The organism is Neobacillus sp. OS1-32, assembly GCF_030915425.1.
GTDB lineage: Bacteria > Bacillota > Bacilli > Bacillales > Cytobacillaceae > Neobacillus > Neobacillus paridis.
The window spans coordinates 205,882-228,873 of the sequence record NZ_CP133263.1; the positions used below are offsets into that span (position 1 = coordinate 205,882).

At 40.0% G+C, this 22,992-nt stretch carries 18 protein-coding genes, 1 pseudogene and 1 other annotated feature; of the genes and pseudogenes, 16 read left to right on the top strand and 3 right to left on the bottom strand.

Annotated features, from left to right (window positions below; translation table 11 throughout):
* Window positions 1-16: 16 nt before the first annotated feature.
* Window positions 17-205 carry a hypothetical protein gene (locus RCG24_RS01090; protein ID WP_308078105.1) on the bottom strand — a complete coding sequence of 63 codons (189 nt, stop codon included), beginning with the start codon at window positions 203-205 and terminating at the stop codon, window positions 17-19.
* Between the two features lie 157 nt (window positions 206-362).
* Window positions 363-600, top strand: a binding site (T-box leader).
* Between the two features lie 55 nt (window positions 601-655).
* On the opposite strand from RCG24_RS01090, the gene RCG24_RS01095 reads away from it, so the two are divergent.
* From RCG24_RS01095 to RCG24_RS01110, 4 genes are all read left to right on the top strand, one after another.
* Window positions 656-3,298: a valine--tRNA ligase gene (locus RCG24_RS01095; protein ID WP_308078106.1), complete on the top strand. Its 2,643-nt coding sequence runs from the start codon at window positions 656-658 to the stop codon at window positions 3,296-3,298.
* Between the two features lie 73 nt (window positions 3,299-3,371).
* The gene (locus RCG24_RS01100) at window positions 3,372-4,694 is read left to right on the top strand and encodes a bifunctional folylpolyglutamate synthase/dihydrofolate synthase (RefSeq protein ID WP_308078107.1); all 1,323 of its coding nucleotides are present in this window, start codon (window positions 3,372-3,374) and stop codon (window positions 4,692-4,694) included.
* A 69-nt stretch (window positions 4,695-4,763) separates the two neighbouring features.
* Window positions 4,764-6,473: a sensor domain-containing diguanylate cyclase gene (locus tag RCG24_RS01105; protein WP_308078109.1), complete on the top strand. Its 1,710-nt coding sequence runs from the start codon at window positions 4,764-4,766 to the stop codon at window positions 6,471-6,473.
* 245 nt (window positions 6,474-6,718) lie between these two features.
* Entirely contained in the window at window positions 6,719-9,565 is a 2,847-nt protein-coding gene (locus RCG24_RS01110) for a VWA domain-containing protein (RefSeq protein WP_308078110.1), read from the top strand.
* A 36-nt stretch (window positions 9,566-9,601) separates the two neighbouring features.
* Here RCG24_RS01110 and RCG24_RS01115 read toward each other — a convergent pair whose 3' ends face one another.
* A complete protein-coding gene (locus RCG24_RS01115) occupies window positions 9,602-11,653 on the bottom strand; it encodes a hypothetical protein (RefSeq protein WP_308078111.1) in 2,052 nt (683 codons plus the stop codon).
* Between the two features lie 14 nt (window positions 11,654-11,667).
* Window positions 11,668-12,246: a PilW family protein gene (locus tag RCG24_RS01120; RefSeq protein ID WP_202652275.1), complete on the bottom strand. Its 579-nt coding sequence runs from the start codon at window positions 12,244-12,246 to the stop codon at window positions 11,668-11,670.
* Between the two features lie 144 nt (window positions 12,247-12,390).
* Between RCG24_RS01120 and RCG24_RS01125 the strand changes: the two are divergent.
* The 12 genes and pseudogenes from RCG24_RS01125 to RCG24_RS01180 form a co-directional block, all read left to right on the top strand.
* Window positions 12,391-12,816: pseudogene (locus tag RCG24_RS01125) on the top strand (hypothetical protein); the annotation flags it as partial.
* A 17-nt stretch (window positions 12,817-12,833) separates the two neighbouring features.
* On the top strand, window positions 12,834-14,498 hold the full coding sequence (locus RCG24_RS01130) for a GspE/PulE family protein (RefSeq protein WP_202652285.1): 1,665 nt from the start codon (window positions 12,834-12,836) through the stop codon (window positions 14,496-14,498).
* Window positions 14,499-14,509: 11 nt separating this feature from the next.
* Window positions 14,510-15,550: a type IV pilus twitching motility protein PilT gene (locus RCG24_RS01135; RefSeq protein WP_202652287.1), complete on the top strand. Its 1,041-nt coding sequence runs from the start codon at window positions 14,510-14,512 to the stop codon at window positions 15,548-15,550.
* Between the two features lies 1 nt (window position 15,551).
* Entirely contained in the window at window positions 15,552-16,757 is a 1,206-nt protein-coding gene (locus tag RCG24_RS01140; protein WP_202652289.1) for a type II secretion system F family protein, read from the top strand.
* Window positions 16,758-16,863: 106 nt separating this feature from the next.
* The gene (locus RCG24_RS01145) at window positions 16,864-17,328 is read left to right on the top strand and encodes a prepilin-type N-terminal cleavage/methylation domain-containing protein (protein WP_308078113.1); all 465 of its coding nucleotides are present in this window, start codon (window positions 16,864-16,866) and stop codon (window positions 17,326-17,328) included.
* A gap of 1 nt (window position 17,329) precedes the next feature.
* The gene (locus tag RCG24_RS01150) at window positions 17,330-18,073 is read left to right on the top strand and encodes a prepilin peptidase (protein WP_308078115.1); all 744 of its coding nucleotides are present in this window, start codon (window positions 17,330-17,332) and stop codon (window positions 18,071-18,073) included.
* A gap of 12 nt (window positions 18,074-18,085) precedes the next feature.
* On the top strand, window positions 18,086-19,093 hold the full coding sequence (gene pilM, locus RCG24_RS01155) for a type IV pilus biogenesis protein PilM (protein ID WP_308078116.1): 1,008 nt from the start codon (window positions 18,086-18,088) through the stop codon (window positions 19,091-19,093).
* A complete protein-coding gene (locus RCG24_RS01160) occupies window positions 19,093-19,740 on the top strand; it encodes a fimbrial assembly protein (RefSeq protein ID WP_202652297.1) in 648 nt (215 codons plus the stop codon). Before pilM ends, RCG24_RS01160 begins: the two co-directional genes overlap by 1 nt.
* Window positions 19,737-20,492 (top strand): pilus assembly protein PilO, encoded by a 756-nt coding sequence (locus RCG24_RS01165; protein WP_202652299.1) that lies wholly within the window; start codon window positions 19,737-19,739, stop codon window positions 20,490-20,492. The genes RCG24_RS01160 and RCG24_RS01165 overlap by 4 nt, the downstream gene beginning before the upstream one ends.
* Window positions 20,493-20,521: 29 nt before the next feature.
* A complete protein-coding gene (locus RCG24_RS01170; RefSeq protein ID WP_308078118.1) occupies window positions 20,522-20,971 on the top strand; it encodes a prepilin-type N-terminal cleavage/methylation domain-containing protein in 450 nt (149 codons plus the stop codon).
* 70 nt (window positions 20,972-21,041) lie between these two features.
* Window positions 21,042-22,175: a hypothetical protein gene (locus RCG24_RS01175; RefSeq protein WP_308078120.1), complete on the top strand. Its 1,134-nt coding sequence runs from the start codon at window positions 21,042-21,044 to the stop codon at window positions 22,173-22,175.
* A gap of 236 nt (window positions 22,176-22,411) precedes the next feature.
* A complete protein-coding gene (locus RCG24_RS01180; RefSeq protein ID WP_202652304.1) occupies window positions 22,412-22,984 on the top strand; it encodes a Maf family protein in 573 nt (190 codons plus the stop codon).
* The last annotated feature ends 8 nt before the right edge of the window (window positions 22,985-22,992 follow it).

Here is a 22,992-nt window from a genome sequence, read left to right on the forward strand (position 1 = left end):
CTGCAGGTTAGGCTCCTTATATGATTTCAAAATAGATGGAAATAGCAATCACGATAAAAAAGGACAACAATAAGACATCAAAAATGGTCGGCAGAAAAATCGTGCGGATGAACTGGAAAATAATAAAGGGAATGATTAATTGTCCGCTCCATTTACGAAACGTTCGAAACCAGGGACGGTATTTATATTTCTGTAAATTCCTCAACCGATAACCTCCCCTTTCCCAAGTTATTATAGTTTATGTATATTCCCAAGTTGTGTGCACATTTCCGAAAACAGCATATCGTATAAAAAACAATAAATTTGGCCAACATGATTGACGTAACCAGCTCTTTTGGATAGTATAAACAATATAACTGAAAACTAAAGCAGTGACAGGGAAGAGTACGATGCCACCCTGCTTCAAGAGAGGGAAATCAATTGCTGGAAGATTTCCTAAGCAGAACATCGGAAGGTCGCCCAAGAGCTTCTTCTGTGAAAAGGATCCATACTGGACTGAGTAATGGAAGACGGATGAAATCCGTTATCTGTTGAAGTGCCAATCAAGTACTTGATTGGAAAAAAGGTGGTACCGCGAAGCAAACTCCATTCGTCCTTTTATGACGATTGGGGTTTTTTTACGTTGATGGCAATCATTAAAGGAGGTAAATGTTAGATGGAAACACAAGAAGTGAAGATGTCCACCAAATACGATCCGCAAACGATTGAAAAAGGTCGTTATCAGTGGTGGCTTGAAGGGAAATTTTTTGAAGCCAAGGATGATGAATCAAAACAGCCCTATACCATTGTGATCCCGCCGCCGAATGTTACCGGGAAACTGCATTTAGGTCATGCCTGGGATACAACCCTGCAGGATATCATCACCCGGATGAAGCGAATGCAGGGCTACGATGTTCTCTGGCTGCCCGGTATGGACCATGCCGGAATTGCAACACAGGCGAAGGTTGAGGCTAAGCTCCGCAGCGAAGGTAAAAGCCGTTATGACCTCGGCCGGGAAAAGTTTGTCGAAGAAACGTGGAAGTGGAAGGAAGAGTATGCTTCCCACATCCGCCAACAGTGGGCAAAATTAGGCTTAGGGCTCGATTATTCGCGCGAACGGTTTACGCTTGATGAAGGACTGTCAAAGGCGGTTCGTGAGGTATTTGTTACCCTTTATAAGAAAGGGTTGATTTACCGCGGCGAATATATCATTAACTGGGACCCCTCAACGAAAACGGCACTTTCTGACATTGAGGTTATTTACAAGGACGTTCAAGGTGCCTTTTATCATATGAGATATCCGTTAGCAGATGGATCAGGTACGATTGAAATTGCGACAACACGACCGGAAACAATGCTTGGGGATACAGCCGTTGCCGTTCATCCCGACGATGAACGTTATCAGCATTTAATTGGGAAAACGGTGATCCTGCCGATCGTTGGCCGGGAAATTCCAATTGTGGCCGACGATTATGTCGATATGGACTTTGGTTCTGGGGCGGTAAAAATTACTCCGGCACATGACCCGAACGACTTTGAAGTCGGTAACCGCCACAATCTGGAGCGCATTCTGGTAATGAATGAAGACGGAACGATGAATGAAAAGGCCGGCAAATATCAAGGGTTAGACCGCTTTGAATGCCGCAAGCAAATTGTAAAGGACCTGCAAGAGCTTGGCGTGTTATTTAAAATAGAAGACCATCTTCATTCTGTTGGCCACTCGGAGCGCAGCGGTGCTGTTGTCGAACCGTATTTGTCGACGCAATGGTTTGTCAAAATGAAGCCGCTCGCAGAAGCTGCGATTGAATGGCAAAAGAAAGAAAACAAGGTTCACTTTGTCCCGGACCGCTTTGAAAAGACCTATCTGCACTGGATGGAAAATATCCGTGATTGGTGCATTTCGAGACAATTATGGTGGGGGCACCGGATTCCGGCATGGTATCACAAGAAAACGGGTGAAGTGTATGTTGGACATGAAGCACCTGCCGATAGCGAAAATTGGGAACAGGACAAGGATGTTTTAGATACATGGTTTAGTTCCGCTTTATGGCCATTCTCGACAATGGGCTGGCCTGACACGGAAACGGCAGATTTTAAGCGCTATTTCCCGACAGATGTACTCGTAACCGGTTATGATATCATTTTCTTCTGGGTTTCGCGGATGATTTTCCAATCGATCGAATTCACAAGTGAACGGCCATTTAAGGACGTTCTCATTCATGGCCTAGTCCGGGATGAACAAGGAAGGAAAATGAGTAAATCGCTTGGTAATGGGGTCGATCCGATGGAGGTCATTGACCAATATGGCGCCGATGCCTTGCGTTATTTCTTATCGACCGGAACATCGCCGGGGCAGGACTTGCGTTATAGTACGGAAAAGGTTGAAGCAGTCTGGAATTTTGCTAATAAAATATGGAATGCCTCCCGCTTCGCTTTGATGAATATGAATGGCTTAACGTATGATGAGATTGATTTCAGCGGCGAAAAGTCGGTCGCCGACAAGTGGATCTTAACGCGCTTGAATGAAACAATTGACCATGTCACAAAGCTTTCTGACCGCTATGAGTTTGGGGAAGTCGGCCGTGCTCTTTATAACTTCATTTGGGATGACCTCTGCGACTGGTATATTGAGATGGCAAAGCTGCCGTTGTATGGCGAAGATGAAACGGCCAAGAAAACAACACGTTCAGTCCTGGCCTACGTATTGGATCAAACAATGCGCCTGTTGCATCCATTCATGCCGTTTATTACGGAAGAAATTTGGCAGAATCTGCCGCATTCAGGTGAGTCGATTACAGTAGCAAAATGGCCGGAAGTAAGACCGGAACTGTCAGATGACGACGCTGCCAAGGAAATGAAGCTGTTAATGGAAATGATTCGATCTGTCCGAAATATCCGGGCGGAGGTAAATACACCGTTAAGCAAAAAAATCAAAATGCTTGTAAAAGCAAAGGACGAAGTGATTCTCAATGCTATTGAGAAAAATCGGGCCTACATCGAGCGGTTCTGTAATCCGGAAACATTACAAATGGGCACAGATATTGACATCCCGGAAAAGGCCATGACCTCAGTTATTACCGGCGTTGAAATCATTCTTCCGCTTGAGGGATTAATCAATATTGACGAGGAAATGGCCCGGCTTGAAAAAGAATTAGATAAACTGAATAAAGAAGTCGACAGAGTACAAAAGAAACTAAGCAATGAAGGCTTTATCAAAAAGGCACCTGAAAAGGTGATCGCTGAAGAACGAGCCAAGGAGAAAGACTATCTGGAAAAGAGAGATATCGTGATGGCTCGTATTCAAGAACTACGCGGCTAAAAATAATTGAGGCGGATCCATCTGAAGGATTCGTCTCACCTTTATTTTAAAAAGAATATTGGGGGTGGCCGGAATGTTTACAACCTATGAAGAAGCCCTGGAGTGGATTCATGGGCGGCTAAGACTTGGCATTAAGCCTGGATTAAAACGGATGGAATGGATGATGGCAAGGCTCGGGTTTCCGGAAGAAAATCTGAAAATGGTGCATATCGGCGGGACAAACGGGAAAGGATCAACGGTAGCCTTTTTACGCTCAATACTCCAGGAGGCTGGCTATACTGTCGGGACGTTTACTTCTCCCTATATTGAACATTTTAATGAACGGATCAGTATCAATGGGAAACCCATCAGCGACGAAGAAATCCTAAATTTAACAAATATCATTCTACCGTTAGCAGAGCAATTGGAGGAAACAGAGCTTGGTGGTCCAACAGAGTTCGAAGTGATCACGGCAATGTCGTTTTATTATTTTGCCCATCATCCAAAAGTAGATGTCGTTCTTTATGAGGTAGGCTTGGGCGGCCGCTTTGATTCGACCAATATTATTCAACCGCTGGTCTCGATCATTACGAATATCGGCCTTGACCATACCAATATCCTTGGCGACACATATGAAGAAATCGCGTTTGAAAAAGCAGGTATTATTAAAAAAGCTACCCCGGTTTTTACAGCAGTTAAACATCCGGGGGCATTAAAGGTGATGAAAGACCAGGCGAATATAATGGAAGCGCCGCTTTATCACTTAGGTGAAGATTTTATCATTAGCGATCACCACTCGATGATAAAAGGGGAAGTCTTTACGCTTCAAACTGCAACAGAAACTTTGAAACAGCTGGAAATCAGCATGATTGGTCAGCATCAAACGGAAAATGCGGCGTTAGCCATTTGCACGGCCCAATATTTAAATCAGGCCGGCTTGTATAAAATCACGGAGCGGGATATACGAAAAGGATTAACGCATACTTATTGGCCGGGAAGATTTGAAATTCTCTCGGAGCTTCCGTTGGTAATCATTGATGGGGCGCATAATGATGAAGGCATTACCACGTTAGTACATGAATTATCATCGCGTTTTTCTGACCGTACGATCCACGTAGTGTTTGCAGCGTTAAAGGATAAAAAATACGACAAAATGATCGCCCAGCTGGATAAAGTGGCCAGCCAGATTACATTTGTCAATTTCGATTATCCACGGGCGGCAAAAGCCGAAGACTTTTTGAAAATCAGTCAATCAGCCAATAAAACAGCGGTAGATGATTGGAAAACGTACCTTTCTGAAGAGATACAAGACCTTAAGGGCAGCGACATGCTGGTTATTACAGGCTCACTCTATTTTATTTCAGAAGTTAAACCATTTTTATGTTGTTATTTGAAAAATAAGACAATTTCACTGTGACAAGCTTCTTAATATTTGTTAAAATTAATTTATCTTGAATTAATAACATTTTGAAAAGGGGGGCTTTAGATGAAAATTAATCCACTTTTGAAAAGAATTATTTATCTATCGTGGATCATTGTGGTTCCAGCCGGTTTATGGTTTACCTATAAAACTTACCCCCCTCATTTTTCCGGTAATTGGCCTGATTTATTGGCATTTTTCTTGCTAACATTGGTGGTTGCGGCGATGCCGATCGTCATCAATAATATGTTTATTTTTTTAATTCAGTGGGTGGCTTTAGCTACCTTTTTAAAATTTGGCTTGTTTTTTGAGATTATTTTTGCCCAGTTTGCGGTTGTCGTGGTCCTGTTAAGGTCACATGTTTATCGCCGGGAAGAGTTTTTCCGATATCCGCTAAATTTAAATATGTTTTTTGCGGTCTCATTCTTCAGCGGGATTATTTATTATACTCTTGGTGGTGAAGTGGCGCCAACATTGAGCGGTAACCTAAGCGCCATTTGGCTCGCTGTTGTTTATTCATTTGCTAACTATGGAATCAATCAAATTATCATTTCACTTCATCTTCATTTTATTTATAAAACATCATTTTGGGGGAAGGACTTCTTTGTCGAAACGATTTCAACGATCATCACCTTCCCGATTGGGATTGTATTATATATTTTATACAACCAGGTTGGCATACTAGCACTCTTATTTGTTGGAGTTCCGTTTATTAGCGTGTCAATTATTTTCAATCTCTATTATTCCAGTCAAAAGATCAATGAATACTTGCAAAAAGCAGCTGAAATCGGCCATCAGATGGCCGAGCGTCTGAATGAAAACGATGTGATTCATTTATTTATCCAAAAGCTTAGTGAAATGCTGCCAGTCGATTATGCTTATATTTTAGAATCAGAGGGGGAAGAGCCTAGATTGCTCCGCCGCATGGAAAATGGAACGGTTCTGCCGAATGAAATGAAATCAATGAAAAAAACGGAAGGCATCAGCGGCTTAGTATGGCAGAGCGGAAAAGCCCATCTTTTCAATAAAAAGCAGGAATGGAAGCAGTATGAAACCGGTAATATTCCTTCAAATGCTGAGAGTATTTTAGCTGTTCCCATCGAAAGAAGTAACAAAATAATTGGCGTCCTAATTCTCGCATCCAATCAAAAACGTGCCTATGAAAAATATCAACTGATGATTCTCGAAATTCTTTGCTCATCCTTCGCGGTTGCGATGGAAAATGCCAAGCACTATGAGCAAACAAAGCGGCAGAGTGAACGTTGCCCGCTAACGAAATTATATAATTACCGTTATTTCGAAAATGTGTTGATGGATGAATTCGATAAATTGCTCCATTTTAAACGGCAGCAGCTTGGCTTAATTATCCTGGATATTGACCATTTTAAAACGATTAACGATACCTATGGCCACCAAAGTGGAAATGAAATCCTCATCGAATTGGCAACTAGAATTTGTAAACTAGTAGGTGACCGGGGGACAGTGGCCCGTTATGGGGGCGAGGAATTTGTTGTCCTTTTGCCAGACCTGTCGAAACAAGAAGCTTTTCAGTTGGCCGAACTGATGAGGCAGTCGATCGGAAATTGGCCTTTCGTTTTACGCCAGTCCTTGGATCAAAGAGAACATCAGGTGCCGATTACCGTTTCCATTGGCGTTGCTGTGGCACCTGAGGATGCCGAAGATGCCCTTGCATTAATTCGCCATGCCGACAGAGCGCTTTATGTCGGCGCAAAACGGGCCGGACGGAACCGGGTCGCGGAGTATTCGACTTGTTAACCGGCTTCTATTATATATATAGTTTTTCAAAAAGGTCGATTCACTGAATCGATCTTTTTGACTTTTTCTTTTGATTATGTTTGATTTCGAAATATTGGGTATTTTATAAAAAAGTCTCATTCTTCAATAAAAAAATTCATTTTATAATGATTATTAATTTGATATACTACTAGTAGAAGGAAAATAGGAAAATAGCATCATTTATATAAAGAAAAAAATCTATTTATAGGAAGGAGGAATCATTTATGAAAAGAATCTATGCATTATTTGGATTACTTCTACTAATGGTAATATTCAGCATACCGAATAAGTCCTTTGCCCAATCAAACAATCCGCCAAAGGTAGATTTTAGTGTAAATCCATCACAAAATGTAATTGTTAAACCACAAGATCAAAATGCATTGGGCAATCTCGATGTTCACTTAACACCGTCCGGAAAGTCAACGAATGTAAATCGTGACCCGATAGATGTTATATTTATTTTTGATAAATCGGGGTCTATGGATGAATCAGGGAAGAATCCGCAAAAATTTAAAAGCGCCAAAAATGCCATGGCTGAGGCTGTCAGTTATTTCAAAAAAAATGCAGGTCCAAATGATCGGTTTGCTTTTATTTCTTTTAGTTCGGATGTAGAACAGGTAGTAAATTTTTCTCCGACAACGATAAATGAAGGATTGGATAAAATTAATCAGACGGCCCAATCACTTACAGCAAAAGGCGGAACGAACTATACGCAGTCATTTGAAAAAGCAATTGAGCTACTGGATGGATCGCAAAACAATAAATACATTATCTTTTTGACGGATGGTGAACCTACTTTTTCCATCTTTAATGAAAAAATGACCTATAATAAACAAGTACAGGTAGGTACGAAAACTGAATGTGTCCTAGGTATCTTATTTTGTAGTGAAAAACCTGTTTATGAAACAAAACAAGTTACTGAGGATGTTCCTGTGCACTATGAATTATATGGTTCCGGTAAAAGCATGACAAACAAAGTGTATTATGAATTAAATGGAACCAGATATAATAAGAGCATGTCGGTTGCAGCAACTGTAAACAATATCAGAAGTCATGGAGTCTCAATGGCCAATAAACTAGCGGAGAAAAATATTAAGCTATTTTCCATTGGTTTCGGCAGTGATTCTGAAGTGGATATGGCCTATTTGCGTGAGCTTTCATCGAAAACTGGGGTTACCGCACGACAAGCTAATACAGATAATATTTCTGGTATTTTCCAAGATATTTCAAAAGATGTTGCCACTCCTGCGATTGATGGGGAAGTATCAGTCGATCTAAGTAAGTTTAACGGAAAAGTAAGTTTAGTAGACGGAACAGACGCAAGACTTGAAGGAAATACGGCTATTTATAAATTCAACTTTAATTTTCCATTCAATCAAGAGGTTAATCAATCAAAAGATATCAGCTTCCCATTTAGTTTTTCGGAAACAGGTACGTATACGTTCGATAATATTTATATGACTTACCGAAACCTTGATGGTTCTATTGTCACACTCAAACATGACCCAGTTACAATCGAGGTTAAACCAGATGCACCACCAGGCTTTAAAGGCTCAATGACATTAAATGGAGTTACGAATACCGTTGATAATTTAATCAAAATTTCAAACGTTAAACAAACAACGAACCAATTTAATGTGACCTATAGTTTGTCTCCATATGGGCTTATAAATAATACCGTTAAGGGAACATTAAGCAATTTGAGAATTATACAACCATTGCCTGAAGGTATTTCTTTAATCCCGTCAACAGGTATTAAACTTATTACTTATAATGGCAAACCAGCAGCGCAGATTGATCTATCTCAGACTATCAATTATGAAAATGGGGCTTTTAGTCCAACCCAAGTTCCTGCGGTTCTTAAATTACAAGCTGATTGGGCACTGAGTAATACCGTGATGCCAAAAGCCATTTTGCAATTTAAAGATAGCCGGTTTACGCAAACACAAGAGACCTCTATTCCTGCCTCCAATCAGGTTATTAATATGAAGGTTAGATTGAATCAGTTTCCTGATATCATATATGAGGGAGATTCGTTTGGAATCATTACAAAAATAAATGATACATTAAAGAACACAATTTCCCAAACAGATTTTCCAAATAATTATGGTTTGAAAAATAAACCTGTTAAGGAAATGGTTTTCGGTCAAGATGGTACATCGATCATCATTACCTATTTTGATGACGAAACAGCAACCATCTATTTAAAACCTGATTTTGAGCTCAAAGGAAAAGACACCGGTAAGCAATATAATTCCGGGGATACAGCCAATGAGTTTGTCGATGTGAAATTATCAAAACTGATTCCGGGTAAAGAAGTGAAGTATTACTACTCGATTAATCAACAGCCATGGGTAGAATTTAATCCGAATGAGGTTATTCCTATAACAAAATCAGGAGATAATACTATCACGATTAAAGCTGAAGGCGGGTTTGCTTTAGATAATCAGCCGATTACAAAAACCATTAAGATTATAAAGAAAATTGAATCTGTCTCAGTTGCCCCGAATCCAATTGAGGTTGAAGTAGGTACATCGGTTGAATTCGCTGTGACGATTCTTCCAAATGATGCAACCAATAAAGACGTAACGATTTCGATAGATAATAAGGAAATCGCAGACTTATTGGAAGCAAATCGAATAATCGGTGTAAAGGAAGGAAATACTGAATTAATAATTAAAACAACAGATGGTTCCGATATTACCGTTACGGTTCCGATCCATGTAAAAGATCCATATATCGCCTTAAAGGAAATTAAATTTAAAAAGGCTGTATTTAAAATTCGTAAGAATGATAAGATCCCAGTCGAAGATTTACTGATTTTCAATCCAGCCAATGCCACCAATAAGGCGATAGCTGATGTAACAACCACAATGAAAGACAAAGTGGCGGTTACAAAAGAAAATGGAACTTGGTATATTATCGCTAAAGACATCGGTTATTCAACGGTAAAGGCAACGGCAGTGAAACAAAAAGACGGCAGCGAGCCAAGTGATTCCGCATTATTCGAAGTAGTAAACGACGATCAGTCGTCCGATGATAATGGAGTAGACGGCGCAGGCCGCTGGTAATAAAAAACTCGTTCCCTATGTTCGGGAACGAGTTTTTTACTCTACAATTAATTCATCTGAATAGATTTGCAGTTGATCAATAATCGGCAATGCATCAATTCTTTGCAGGAGGATGTCGCTATTATAATTGACAATAAAACGAGAATACATATCTGTTTGAGTCAGACTTGGTGGTAAATCATCTATTTTTGTGACTTCGCCTCGAATTGCATTGATCTCTAGCCTGTCCTTGGCAAACAGGCCGCCATCAATATAAAAGAGCGAACCAACACCATAGAGGATGGCATTCGATTCCGTATAGAAAAAGGCTTTTAAAGGTTTAATCGTATTTTCTTTCTCAGGTAAATAAGGTTTTGCACTTTCTTTAGAAGGTTGGAAATTTTTAAATTCATTGATCCTTGTAATCGTTAACTTACCATTGGCTAATAAGATTAATTGTTTCTCATTATCATTGGCACCTAGGATATTTACATTTGAAATGTTGGCTGTATGATCGACATAGACAACCGAGTTAAAAATGACCGCATCATTTTCACTGGTTACGGTACTGGCAGCTAATTCATCATCGCCATTAATAGTCAGCGAGCCGGCTGTCACAATGTTCTTGTTGATTTTTATAGAAGTATCAACTGGCTTAATCATAATATTGTTACCAGCTAGAATATCGGCATTTACGATAATGTCATTATTTGCGCTGGCTCCCATATTTAATTTATTTCCACAAATGACTACACCATTTACTTCCACTTGTCCGCTATTTCCACTGGATTCAATATCTATATTGTTTGCACCAGCGATATTTCCATTTAGCAGAATCGTACCGCCAAAGTTAACAATATGAATATCACCAGTCACATAAATATTGCTTAAGTTAATATTTTGATAGCTTACAATATAAAGATCTCCTTTTACAACGAGCTGTTGTTTTAATGTAATATCATTACCACTGCTCATAATAACCAAGTCACCATTGACGCTGATCGGATCATCTATAGGCGGTGTGCTTCCCATAATATAGCTTCCCTTCGCTGTAGTACCTCCATTTGGCAGATTAACCGGGGCATCTTTCCTATCAATTCCGAAATCAGATAGCGGCCGATTATTTTCCGTGTATTGAGCATTAATCCGATCCAGCAAATCTGTTTGAAAAGCACCCCGATCCCCGTCCCAGGACAATCCTAAACCACCTTCCACAAGTATATCATTCATTTGATTATCGAATGATTCCCGAAAATTAATATTAATAAATTGACTGTCATTCTTAAGTTCAGGAATTTCTCCTTTATAAAAATGCTCCTTTTCCTTTACAATTGGCAGTAAATTTGCCGTCGAACTATAGAGATCCCCATTAATGGAAGGCATCGGTGTAGCGGATGTTTTATCAGATCCATCTCTAAGCTGATAATTCGCATTTTCACTGATCGTTAATTGATTAGCATAAACATTCCCGTAAATATTCGGTGAACCGTTTAACACCAGACCGAAATCATTCCCTTCACCGTAAGAGCCAACGGCATATTTTAAAAAGCTCGGCAGCGGGGAGAGAATAAAGCATTTGCGAATTGTTCGCTGAATTTTACCCTCATTCTTGTTTGGATTTTTCGTGACAAGCACAATCTCAAACACTCTCGTAAAATCATTGTCCTTGTTAATCTGATAACTAGAAAACTTGCTTAAATCGTTAACACAGGAGCCAGACGATCCAATAATTTCAGAAGCGCTCGCGCCGCTTTCATCCACGAGACTAAGGCATTCTATTTTTGCTTTTTCGTTGTCTGTTATTTTAGTTAATGAATCTTTTAAGAGCTCTTGAAGCTTTGGATCGAATGTAGGATCAATCGTTGTTTGCCCGCCTGATCGCGTCATATACGATTTTAGCGATAGGGTATTTAGTTTATTCGTAATATTGGTTGTAATGTCACCAACCACTTTTATGGCGTTATAAGATACATCAATATCCGTTTTTCGGTTTTCTGTCCGTTTTGTACCACTGATTGAGGAGGAAATGATCGCCAAACCGATGATGGTAAATACTAATGATATGAGAAGTACGGTTATCAGTGCGTTCCCCTTTTGGTTATGAATCAATGAAACTTCCCCCCTTAAAAGCCAAATTGACTTGTTAATTTGAAAGGTTTTTCCAATCGACTATGATTTAATTCTAATTCAATCTTGACCATCCCCGCCTTACAGCCTCCATCAGCTGGTTGCGAATGGTCCTGATTGTCATTACATGTATAGGTCATGTTGACATTGCTAAAGTGCGAAATATCATCAAATCTTTTTCCGTCGATCTCAAGTATTTGATTTCCATCCGCATCTTTCAGAAACGTAATGATTTTACTCGTAGTCGTATCAGTATCTCGATCTTCATGCTGTTTGACTTCATAAAAGCTTCTCTTATCTACTTGTTGGATTTTGGTGTATTGATTATCAACCAGTTCAATGCAGTTGTTCCCACACTTCTTTACCTCATCAAAGGGATAGGAATAGAAGGTGTTCATGATCATGGTGACAGCATAATCAGCATCATCCCGGAGTTGTCCTTCAATTTGAATTTTATTGTAAAGCTTTAATCCTGATGTGAGCACACCATAAATAACCGGCAAAACGATCATTAAAAGTGTGAAAACGGCCAATAATTCAATTAGCGTAATTCCCTTTTCATCGAATATCTTCACTTTTTAAAGCCCCTTTGAGTTCGGTCGAATCTGGTTTTTTATTAACTTCCCACCCAACTTTTACTGCTAATGGAATCATAAAGGATTGATTATCCTCATCTGTAGAAGTAATCGTTACATTGTAGTCGATAGACGGTAGTTCAATATGATGCTAAACTTCCGGTTAATCGTGAAATAGTGAAAACACAGGGAAAGAAGGGTATTCTTGTTAAAGTATACCGGTACAAGGTTGATGAGGATGGAAATACCCTCGAAAAAACGCTGCTTGCGGAAGATTTCTATCTCCCGATAAATCGGCTTGTGTTTCATAGTTTATTAGTAAACGAGCAGCAAACTTCAGAAACGAACGCGGACGGAACAGTTACCGGAACAGAGAACGCTGATACAGGAAATAACGGAACGAAAAACGGCAATAAAGAAAATGGAAATTCAGCGGATTCTTCTAACGAAACGGATCAAAAGACCGGGAAGGGTCAGAGTAATCAGGGGACAAAAAATTCTGATCAAACCACAAATGAAGCTAGAAACTCTGGTGATTTATGGGGAAAACCGAATGAAGCTGCAAAATAAGAAAAAAAGCAGGGGTTATGATGATTCAAACGCGAAAGAGGCTTGGAGATTTACTGATTGAAGCAGGATTAATTACCGAAGAACAATTACAAATGGCCTTAAAAGATAAAAATCCAAAACAAAAAATTGGAGACGTCTTGATCCAAAAAGGGTTTATAACGGAACAGCAGTTGATTGAGGTTTTGGAGTTCCAACTGGGAATTCCTCATATTACCTTATACCGCTATCCTTTTGACCCAAGCCTTTTTTCCCTTGTTCCAAAAGAAATAGCCAAAAGGCGGCTAATTATTCCGTTGAAAAAAGAAGGGGAAAAGCTCTTAGTTGCCATGGCGGATCCAATGGATTTTATTACGATCGATGACTTAAGGCTATCGACGGGATTTCATATTGAGACGGCCATTGCCACTAAAGACGATATTCTTCGGGCAATAAACAAGTATTATGACATGGATGAGGGGTTTGAAGATTTATTACTTGACCGTGAGCCGTCTGTCCAATCAGAGGAAGAAAAAATTGTTGATAAGGATTCACCCATTGTTAAACTGGTGAATCAAATCATTTCCAATGCTGCAACGGCAAAGGCCAGCGATATTCATATTGATCCACATGATACGAAAGTTGTTATTCGAAATCGGATTGACGGTGTTTTAAGAACAGAAAGAAGTCTGCCAAAACATATGCAAAGTGTTTTGACAGCAAGAATTAAGATTATGGCGAACATGGATATAACCGAACATCGGATTCCTCAAGATGGGCGGATCAAGATGAATCTCGATTTTCATCCAATTGATATTCGTGTCTCCACTTTGCCTACTATTTATGGTGAAAAAATTGTTTTACGATTATTGGATTTAGGATCGGCCTTAAACGATCTTAATAGTTTGGGATTTAATAAAGTAAATTTAAATAGATTTATCCGATTAATTGAAAAACCGACTGGTATTATTCTCATAACTGGACCAACCGGATCAGGAAAATCATCAACCCTTTATGCTGCCTTGAATCGATTAAATAGTGAAGAGGTCAATATTATTACGGTTGAAGATCCTGTTGAATACCAGCTTGAAGGAATTAATCAAATTCAAGTGAATTCGAATGTTGGCTTGACATTTGCGGCCGGTCTGCGCTCTATTTTGCGTCAGGATCCCAACATTATTATGGTTGGGGAAATTAGGGATACAGAAACAGCAGAAGTTGCCATTCGTGCCTCGTTAACTGGTCACCTTGTTCTAAGCACACTTCATACGAATGATTCTCTTGGCTCGATTACCCGTTTAATCGACATGGGGGTAGAACCATTTATGGTGGCCTCTTCTATTAGCGGAATCGTGGCGCAGCGGCTGGTGAGAAGAGTGTGCCGCGATTGTGCCGAAGTACAGCAACCGACAAAGCGGGAAATTGAGATTTTTGCCAGAAGAGGGTTGAAAATTGACCAAGTTACCCGCGGGAAAGGTTGTGCTTCCTGTAATATGACGGGGTATAAGGGCAGGATTGGGATTCATGAAGTGTTAGTGATGGATGATCGGATGCGGCGGGTCATTATGAATGGCGAGCCGTTTTCGAGACTTCGCGAATTAGCCTTGGAAAATAAAACAATTTTTTTAATTGATGATGGTCTATTAAAAGTAAAACAAGGAATTACCACCACTGAAGAAGTTTTAAGAGTGGCCATCCCTGATTAGGAGTTTTCAAAATGAAGAGTAAAATTGACCTTCTGCTTAAAGCCGGGTTTGATGTAAAGGCATCGGATATTCATTTGACAGTTGGGGTTCCGCCGATTGTAAGAATCAATGGTGAATTAAAAAGACTTGGCAAAGAGCCGCTAACTCCTGTTGATACCGAAGAAATGGCAAAGGCAATTGTCCCCAGCGGGATGTGGGAAAGATTTAAGGAAAAAGGAGAGCTTGATTTTTCTTATGGACTGCCAGGGGTCTCAAGGTTCAGGGTCAATGCCTACTTTCAACGTACCTGTATCGCGATGGCGATTCGCGTGATTCCAACACGGATTCCCACACTTGACGAACTGGACTTGCCAGCTATCATCAAAAAAATTGCTGATCGCCCACATGGACTCGTGCTGGTAACCGGTCCTACGGGCAGTGGAAAATCGACGACATTGGCGGCATTGCTAAATTTTATGAATCAAACACAGAGAAAACATATCGTCACGCTGGAGGATCCGATTGAATATTTACATAAGCATGGAAACTGTATTATTGACCAGCGGGAGGTAGGGTTTGATACGGAAACCTTTGCGAATGGATTAAGGGCAGCGTTAAGGCAGGATCCCGATGTTATTCTGGTTGGTGAGATGCGGGATTTGGAAACGATCCAAACGGCCATTACGGCAGCTGAAACGGGGCATTTGGTTTTGGGAACATTACATACATCCAGTGCACCAGCAACGATTAACCGCATTATCGACGTATTCCCGCCTTCACAGCAGCCACAAATCAAAATTCAACTTGCCTCTGTTCTCGTAGCGATTGTTTCACAACGGCTGTTTCCAACTGCCGACAGAAAAGGAAGAAGAGCAGCTACCGAAATTTTAGTCAATAATTCTGCTGTTGCCAATCTGATCAGAAATGATAAAATTCATCAAATTGCCAATGTCATGCAGACTTCAAGAGCTTCAGGAATGCAAACGCTGGAAATGAATATTAAAGACTTACTGCAGTCAGGTGCAATCGCAAAAGAAGCAGTTGTTCCGTTCTTACAGGAAAAGGTGGAATAAGATGGCGCGATTTAAATACAGCGGACGTGATAAAAAAGGGAAAAAGTCAGGTGTGATAACCGCGTCTTCCAGAAGAGAAGCATTGCTTGAGCTGAAAGACAAGGGAATCAGAGTGTTGGAAATAAATGAAGTGCCGGAAACTTTCTTCACCAAAGAGTTAACATTGGGCAACCCTGTTAAACTGCAAGATTTTGTCATTTATCTAAGGCAATTCGCCACCTTGATCAGGGCAGGAGTTCCAATCGTCGAGGCGACCGCTATTTTGGCAGAACAAACAGAAAGTAAATCGCTTAAAAAGGTGTTACTCGAAGTAGAACAAGATTTACGTGAGGGTCATCCATTATCGGCTGCAGCCGAAAAACATAAAAGAATATTTTCCAATATGTTTGTCAATATGATTAGGGCTGGGGAAGCCGGGGGAAATATGGATGAGACGCTGGAAAAGTTGGCAGTGCACTTTGAAAAGCAACACTTTACAAAGCAAAAGATTGTCTCGGCACTTGCTTATCCCCTCACTGTTGCGATTATTGCTGTCGGTGTAGTCATTTTTCTTTTGGTCAATGTAGTGCCGACGTTTGTTGATATGTTCAAAGATTTTGGCGGGGAACTGCCGGCGATTACCCGGTTTGTGCTGAGTGCCAGCGATTTCATGCAAAAGTTTTGGTGGCTGGTCATTTTCATCTTCTTAGCGTTTGCCACAGCGATTATGGCGATCAAGAAAAATAAAAAAACAAAATATTATCTGGATTATTTCTTATTGCGAATGCCGATTTTCGGAAAAATGCTGCAGAAGGCGGCAATCGCCCGGATGACAAGGACATTAAGTTCGTTATTTTCAAGCTCCGTGCCGATTTTACAAGCGATGTCCATTGTCGAGACGATTGTGGAAAATGAAGTAATCGCAAGGGTGATCGAAAAGTCACGGAATTCGTTGGAACATGGACATTCACTAACAGACCCGATGAAGCAGCACTGGGCATTTCCACCTCTGGTAACACAAATGATTATTATCGGGGAACAGTCAGGTACACTTGATTTAATGCTGGCAAAAGTGGCTGATTTTTATGAAAAAGAAGTTGAAAGTGCCACCGATCGGCTAAAATCATTGATGGAACCGCTGATGATTGTCGTTTTGGCTGGTTTAGTCGGGACGATTGTTACCTCGATTTTGGTACCGATGTTTGATATTTTCCAACATGTTGGTTAATCAAAATTTTTCAAAAAAATTCAATTTCTATTATTTTGCTAATCTAGTATAATATAGTTGTATGACAAAGGTCATAATCCAAATTGACTATTAAAGGAGAATGGGTATGTTACAAAAAGTAGGAAAAAGGTTAAAAAATCAAAAAGGGTTAACGTTGATCGAACTTCTAGCGGTTATTGTCATTTTGGGGATTATTGCGGCAATTGCAATTCCAGCCATTGGTGGGATTATTCAGAAGTCGAAGGAAGATGCGGTAAGATCGGATGCTATTCAAATCTTAAACTCCGCTAAAACGTATGTGGCAGCAAATGGAATTCCTTCAAGTGGAAATGTAACTGATTCAGATCTTGATTCATATGTAGATAGTGAAAATTTTAAGGGTGTAAAGTATTCCGTTGAAATTACTGAAGGCGGTGATAATAAAATAACATATAAACTAACAACTAATGGTAGTGTGCAAGCAGGTAAAAAGTATATTGTGTTTGATAAGGCCACTATTTCAGATATTGATAATAAAGTAGCTGCAAGGGTTAAAGTATCGAGTGAAGTAACCCAACCAACAAATCCGTAATATGTTGTTATTATTAGTCTTTCTCTACGGAATTACCTTAGGTTCCTTCTACAACGTAGTCGGCCTGCGGATACCAGTTAACCAATCCATCGTCAAACCGCGGTCGCATTGTCCAAACTGTAACCATACGTTATCAGCGATTGAGCTGATTCCAGTTTTATCATATGTATTATTAAGGGGGAAATGCCGGCGCTGCAAGGCGCCGATTTCGCCCTTCTATCCTATTGTCGAACTGCTGACAGGGCTTTTGTTCGCAGCTGCTCCGCTGATCATCGGCTGGTCCTATGAACTGATCATCGCCTGGACCCTGATCTCGTTAATGGTGATTGTCTTTGTTTCCGATGTCCATTATATGATCATTCCTGATAAGGTTCTCATCGTCTTCACGCTGCTATTGGTAGCAGAGAGATTCTTCCTGCCACTTACTCCATGGTGGGACTCGCTTGCCGGCGCTGCAGCCGGTTTTATCTTACTGCTTGTGATTGCGATCATCAGCAGAGGCGGCATGGGAGGCGGAGATATTAAACTGTTCGCCGTCATCGGACTTGCCGTTGGAACGAAGCTCTTGCTCATCGCCTTTTTTTTGTCTACCCTTTTCGGCGCTGTGTTTGGACTAGCTGGCATGGCGATTGGCAAGATAAAAACAGGCAAGCCGATGGCCTTTGGACCCTATATCGGCTTGGGCACCATCACCGCCTATTTCTTCGGCGAAAGAATCCTGCAATGGTATATTGATTTTTTTTAAGGAGTTTTCAACATGGCATTCAATTTGATGATCGGAAAACATAAAACGGTCAATTTGACCATAAAAGATCATGCCATCCGGTTTGTCGAGCTTAAACAAACTCAGCCGCTTGCCATTCAAAGGATGGGCGAGTATTATTTGCCCAATGGTTTGATCAAAGAGGGCAAAATACTCGATTTTGATACGTTAGCAACGATTCTAGAACAATGTGTTGCCGAATGGAAAATGGCCAAGAGACAAGTCCGATTTATTGTTCCAGACCCTTATATCGTTATCCGTAAAATACCCATTCCACATGATATCCAAGAAGATGAAATAAGGGGATATTTATATATGGAAATCGGTTCAAGTATTCACTTGCCATTTGACGAACCAGTATTTGATTATTACCTGTTAGACCACACAAAAGAAACAGAAGAAAAGGCGAATGAAATTTTACTATTTGCCGCGCCAGAAGATAAAGTAAGAGAATATACGGATCTATTTGAAAAAGCAAAGTTGAAACCGATTGCCGCTGATATTTCTGCCCTTGCGATCAACAGACTTCTGTTTCATTTGCAAGACCGCCCAAAATTACAACATCAATACTTAATTGTCCAAGTCGATTTACAATCGGCAAATGTATGTATCTTTGAAAATAATATCCCGGTTATTATGAGACATTTGTATATCGATATCGAAAGAGAAAAATGGAATTACACCCAGAAAAAAGATTCCTTCATCACCTTTGATTTTATCGGCGACAAACAGGAAGTCCTAAATGGATTAATCGATATGTATAGTGAAATGGAAAAGGTGATGAATTTTTATCAATATTCTTTGAAACAAGGAAATCAGCGAGTCCAACAAATTATTCTTGATGGAGACCATCCTTGGCTAAATGAAATATTCGCCCAATTGAAAGAAAGATTTGAGATTCCCGTTTTAAAAATCAACGATCTTCTAAAAAAACATATAGGCACTGAGCCGGTACCCTCCCAATTTCATTTAAATATGGGGTTAGGTTTAAAAGAGGTGTAATGATGTTAGTTGAAATTAACCTGCTGCCAAAAAAAGATGAAAAGAATATCGCCATTTATGTGATGGCAGGGATTTTTTTGTTTCTGCTCATCATATTGTTTGTTTGCTTCAGCTTTTATCTAAACGGAAAAAAGGAAGAACTGAACACCTTGGATAAACAAGTAACCATGAATCAAAAGATCCTCGAGATACAGCAGCAGAAATTAAAAAGCTACCAATCCTCCAATTCAGTGGTGAAGTTGGAAACTGTCATTAAATGGGCAAAGGATCAGCCCAATAATATCGTTTATGTGTTACAGAAACTGACGAGTGCTCTGCCACAACGGGGATTTATTCTTGAATTTGAATTGAACGAGGAAAGCAAAATCACCCAAAAGGTTCAGTTTGATACAAAAACGGATGCTGCCTACTATTTAAGTTCAATTTTAAAATATCCTTGGATCACGGATGCGGTGATTAATGATGTAAATCAGACTGATCTTAAGCAGTTAGCGAATAACCAGAATAGTACCCAGGATCAAACGGTAACAGAGGGAGAGATCGTACCTCGTTATCAGGCGGAATATCAAATCGACCTGAATATTCCGTTATTAAAAAAAGTCAGTACCAAAACGGATAATAAAGAGGAAGGGGGCGCAACCCCATGACCCTCGAGTTTTCCAAAAAACATACGCTTGGCTTCATCCTGGGACTGATCGTCATTGGATTATTAGCTGTTCTTGCCTACTACGTTTACATCATTCCAATTAATACCAACTTAGATCAAAAAAAGTCAGAGTTAAAAATGACAAACCAAGAATTAACGATCTATCAAAATAAACTTAAACAAACAAGTAATCAAACAATTGTCAGTTCAATGGAATTGCAACAGCAAGTACCTGTTAAACGAATGCTTGACCAATTGTTATTGGATATAGAAAAGGCAGAAATTATTTCCGGGGCGAATATTATTGAGACGAAACTAAATAGTTCTGGACAAGATGCGATCCAAGCTGCTACTAATGATACAGCGCAAAAAACGCAGAGCAATAGCAGTTCAGCGTCAACATCAAAAGCAACGGCAACGGATAAAACATTGCCTAACGGAATGAAACAAACATCGATTTTATTATCAGGGGAAGCTAATAGTTATTTTGAGATGGAAAAGTTCTTGGAGGAAATCAAGTCTTTAAAAAGGATTATCAAAATTGACCAACTTAAGTTTACCGGTCAGGAAGAAATGGTCTCAGTCGAACAAGCATCCTCACCGCTAAAATTTGAGGCTGTCTTGACTGCTTATTATGACCCTGAACTGGTTGACCTGCAGAAAGATCTGCCGCCTATTGATGTTCCTAAAGTTTCAAATAAAAAAAATCCATTAAGTGACTTTTTAGCTGAAGAAGACGATCAAGAACCTTAAATCATTTGGAAGAACAAAGGGTCCTGTGAATGAAAAAACGATTGCGCTTTAATGAAAAAGGATTAACTTTAATTGAGTTGCTCGCAGTCCTGGTCATTTTGGGAATTGTTGCTGCCATTGCGATAATCTCGATTTCAAGAGTCATACAAGATTCAAAAGACCGGGCCTTTGTTGCGAATGCACTTGCCTTAAAAGAGGCAGCTAATTTATTTTTAAGACAAGAAAGTGTACATGATAGTTTTCCGAGCAAGATTACCTATAAAATGCTCTATGATTCTGATTTTATCGATGAGTTTAAAGATCCTGATACGAATGATTACTTATTGCCAACTGATCAAACATATGTCGTTGTAAAGGGCCAAAAAATCGATGCTGTTTGCCTTCAAGGAACAAAAAGAAATTTATGCTCCTATCAAGGGGAAAACACTCCTGTTCCCTTTAATAAATTGTCCGTCGAGCAAATCAGTTCCAATAAATGAAAATTTTGGCGAAAGTCTACGATAACAAGACGACAAAAGTCTTGTTATTTTTTTTGCCCGTTATGATAGGATGAAACCAATCAGCTATCTTTATCGAAAGGAGCAGGCGAATGTGGACAAGCCTAAAAAAGGCAGTACCATCACAATTAAAATAAATGAAAACCATAAAGCCTATCAGGACGAACTTCGAAAAGGTGGGCTTAAGCCGATGAAGACGACAGCTTCCAAAATAGTAGAATGGCCTCAAACGGATAAAAAAGACGATCATTTGCTGGAAACAGCAGCGGCACATGAATCAGAGGATGAAAGTTTTGATTGGATCATTCCCGAATCATTGGAGAATGATCGTGAAAAATTCCATGCTACAGGCGGCAAAGGGAAGAGTAATGATCCTAAAAAAGCAGGCGTCAAAAAGACGGTTTCCTTTTCAAGCTATTATAAAAAGAAAAACGGCCGCCCGCTGCGAACCATTTTTATTACCGCTCTATTGGCAGTTTTAATTGGCTCAACGATTGGTATATTCATGCTTAAGCTATTAAATGGCCAGCCTGCCGAAAAGGTAGTGCCCCAACAAAATGCTGTCGATGAGGCGCAGTCGGGACCAAAGAAAACGAATAAGACGACAGCAAAAACGACTGCGGCCGCCAATAAACAACAAACCATATTCGTAATTCAGGGAGGTGTTTTTGCTTCCAAGACTGGTGCTGAGGAGACGAGTCAACAACTTGCTTCGATTGATATTCCATCACAATCAATCGATCTCGATGGCAAGTTTTATTTGTTTTTGGGTCTTGCCGATTCAATTGAAAACGCCAAATCACTGGGTGCCCACTATAAAGCAAACGGTGTCGCCGATGTTTTTGCCAAGCCGCTATTATTGGACGCGAAAAATATTACCGGCTTAACTAAAACGGAAAAAAACTTTTTTGAATCTGTCCCATCCATCTACCAAACACTTTCTCTAGCGACCTCAAGTGCACTGTTGACCAATGAGATTCCACCCGAATCTGCTGGTAAATTGGCAGACGTTAAGAAACAATTAAAGGCTGCTGACATGAACAACGAAAAGATCAAAAAAATAAACCAGGAATTAACGGCAGCATATGAAAAAGTAAAGCAGTATGAAACAGCGAAGGATGAAAAAAATTTAACTGATGCCCAGCAGCATTTATTAAACTTCGTGGCATATTATTTTTCTCTCTGAATGGTCATTTCGCCAGAGTCATTGCCACACAAATATTTTCCGGGAAATTATTTCTCCATAAGGTCTGTCCAGTCCGGGCAGACTTTTCTTAGGTGGAAAAATACTTTCACGGAAAAATACCTGTATAATTTTACAAATTTCATCAAAATTTAATGATATAAAAATTGTTTGCGACGACGATTTTTGATACGATTGAGTTGTATCTCCCTTTAAACGCAAAAAGGTAAGGTGATGACATGCAAAACCTCATTTTAGCCTCTTCTTCTCCACGGCGAAAAGAACTTCTAGAAAATCTCCACTTAACATTTGCAATTTCCAGCAGCGAAGTTGATGAAAGCTACAACCCGAAGCTTACACCGGAAGAAGTCGTTATGGAACTGGCAGAACGGAAAGCACGGGCGGTTTTTAACCAGCATCGGGATGCTTATGTAATTGGCGCCGATACAATTGTGGTGGCGAATGAGCAAATTTTGGGCAAGCCGGCAGATGAGGCGGAAGCTATTTCAATGTTACACAGTCTTTCCGGAAAACAGCATCATGTTTACACAGGTGTATCGATTGTCTCGCAGACAAACTCAACCAAATTTTATGAAAAAACAGAAGTATGGTTCTGGGAGTTAACAGATAACGAAATCACTACCTATGTGAAAAGCGGCGAACCATTTGACAAAGCAGGGGCATATGGCATTCAACAGCTGGGAAGTTTGCTTGTCAAAAAAATTCATGGAGACTATTTTACAGTTGTCGGCCTGCCTGTTTCCAGGACTTTACGAGAACTGAAGCGGCTTGGCTATCAACTGCCGTTCTAACCTTATTA

Coding starts and splice junctions, on each gene's coding strand:
- RCG24_RS01095 (WP_308078106.1), top strand. CDS start 656: ATGGAAACACAAGAAGTGAAGATGTCCACCAAATACGATCCGCAAACG.
- RCG24_RS01100 (WP_308078107.1), top strand. CDS start 3,372: ATGTTTACAACCTATGAAGAAGCCCTGGAGTGGATTCATGGGCGGCTA.
- RCG24_RS01105 (WP_308078109.1), top strand. CDS start 4,764: ATGAAAATTAATCCACTTTTGAAAAGAATTATTTATCTATCGTGGATC.
- RCG24_RS01110 (WP_308078110.1), top strand. CDS start 6,719: ATGAAAAGAATCTATGCATTATTTGGATTACTTCTACTAATGGTAATA.
- RCG24_RS01130 (WP_202652285.1), top strand. CDS start 12,834: ATGATGATTCAAACGCGAAAGAGGCTTGGAGATTTACTGATTGAAGCA.
- RCG24_RS01135 (WP_202652287.1), top strand. CDS start 14,510: ATGAAGAGTAAAATTGACCTTCTGCTTAAAGCCGGGTTTGATGTAAAG.
- RCG24_RS01140 (WP_202652289.1), top strand. CDS start 15,552: ATGGCGCGATTTAAATACAGCGGACGTGATAAAAAAGGGAAAAAGTCA.
- RCG24_RS01145 (WP_308078113.1), top strand. CDS start 16,864: ATGTTACAAAAAGTAGGAAAAAGGTTAAAAAATCAAAAAGGGTTAACG.
- RCG24_RS01150 (WP_308078115.1), top strand. CDS start 17,330: ATGTTGTTATTATTAGTCTTTCTCTACGGAATTACCTTAGGTTCCTTC.
- pilM (WP_308078116.1), top strand. CDS start 18,086: ATGGCATTCAATTTGATGATCGGAAAACATAAAACGGTCAATTTGACC.
- RCG24_RS01160 (WP_202652297.1), top strand. CDS start 19,093: ATGATGTTAGTTGAAATTAACCTGCTGCCAAAAAAAGATGAAAAGAAT.
- RCG24_RS01165 (WP_202652299.1), top strand. CDS start 19,737: ATGACCCTCGAGTTTTCCAAAAAACATACGCTTGGCTTCATCCTGGGA.
- RCG24_RS01170 (WP_308078118.1), top strand. CDS start 20,522: ATGAAAAAACGATTGCGCTTTAATGAAAAAGGATTAACTTTAATTGAG.
- RCG24_RS01175 (WP_308078120.1), top strand. CDS start 21,042: ATGAAACCAATCAGCTATCTTTATCGAAAGGAGCAGGCGAATGTGGAC.
- RCG24_RS01180 (WP_202652304.1), top strand. CDS start 22,412: ATGCAAAACCTCATTTTAGCCTCTTCTTCTCCACGGCGAAAAGAACTT.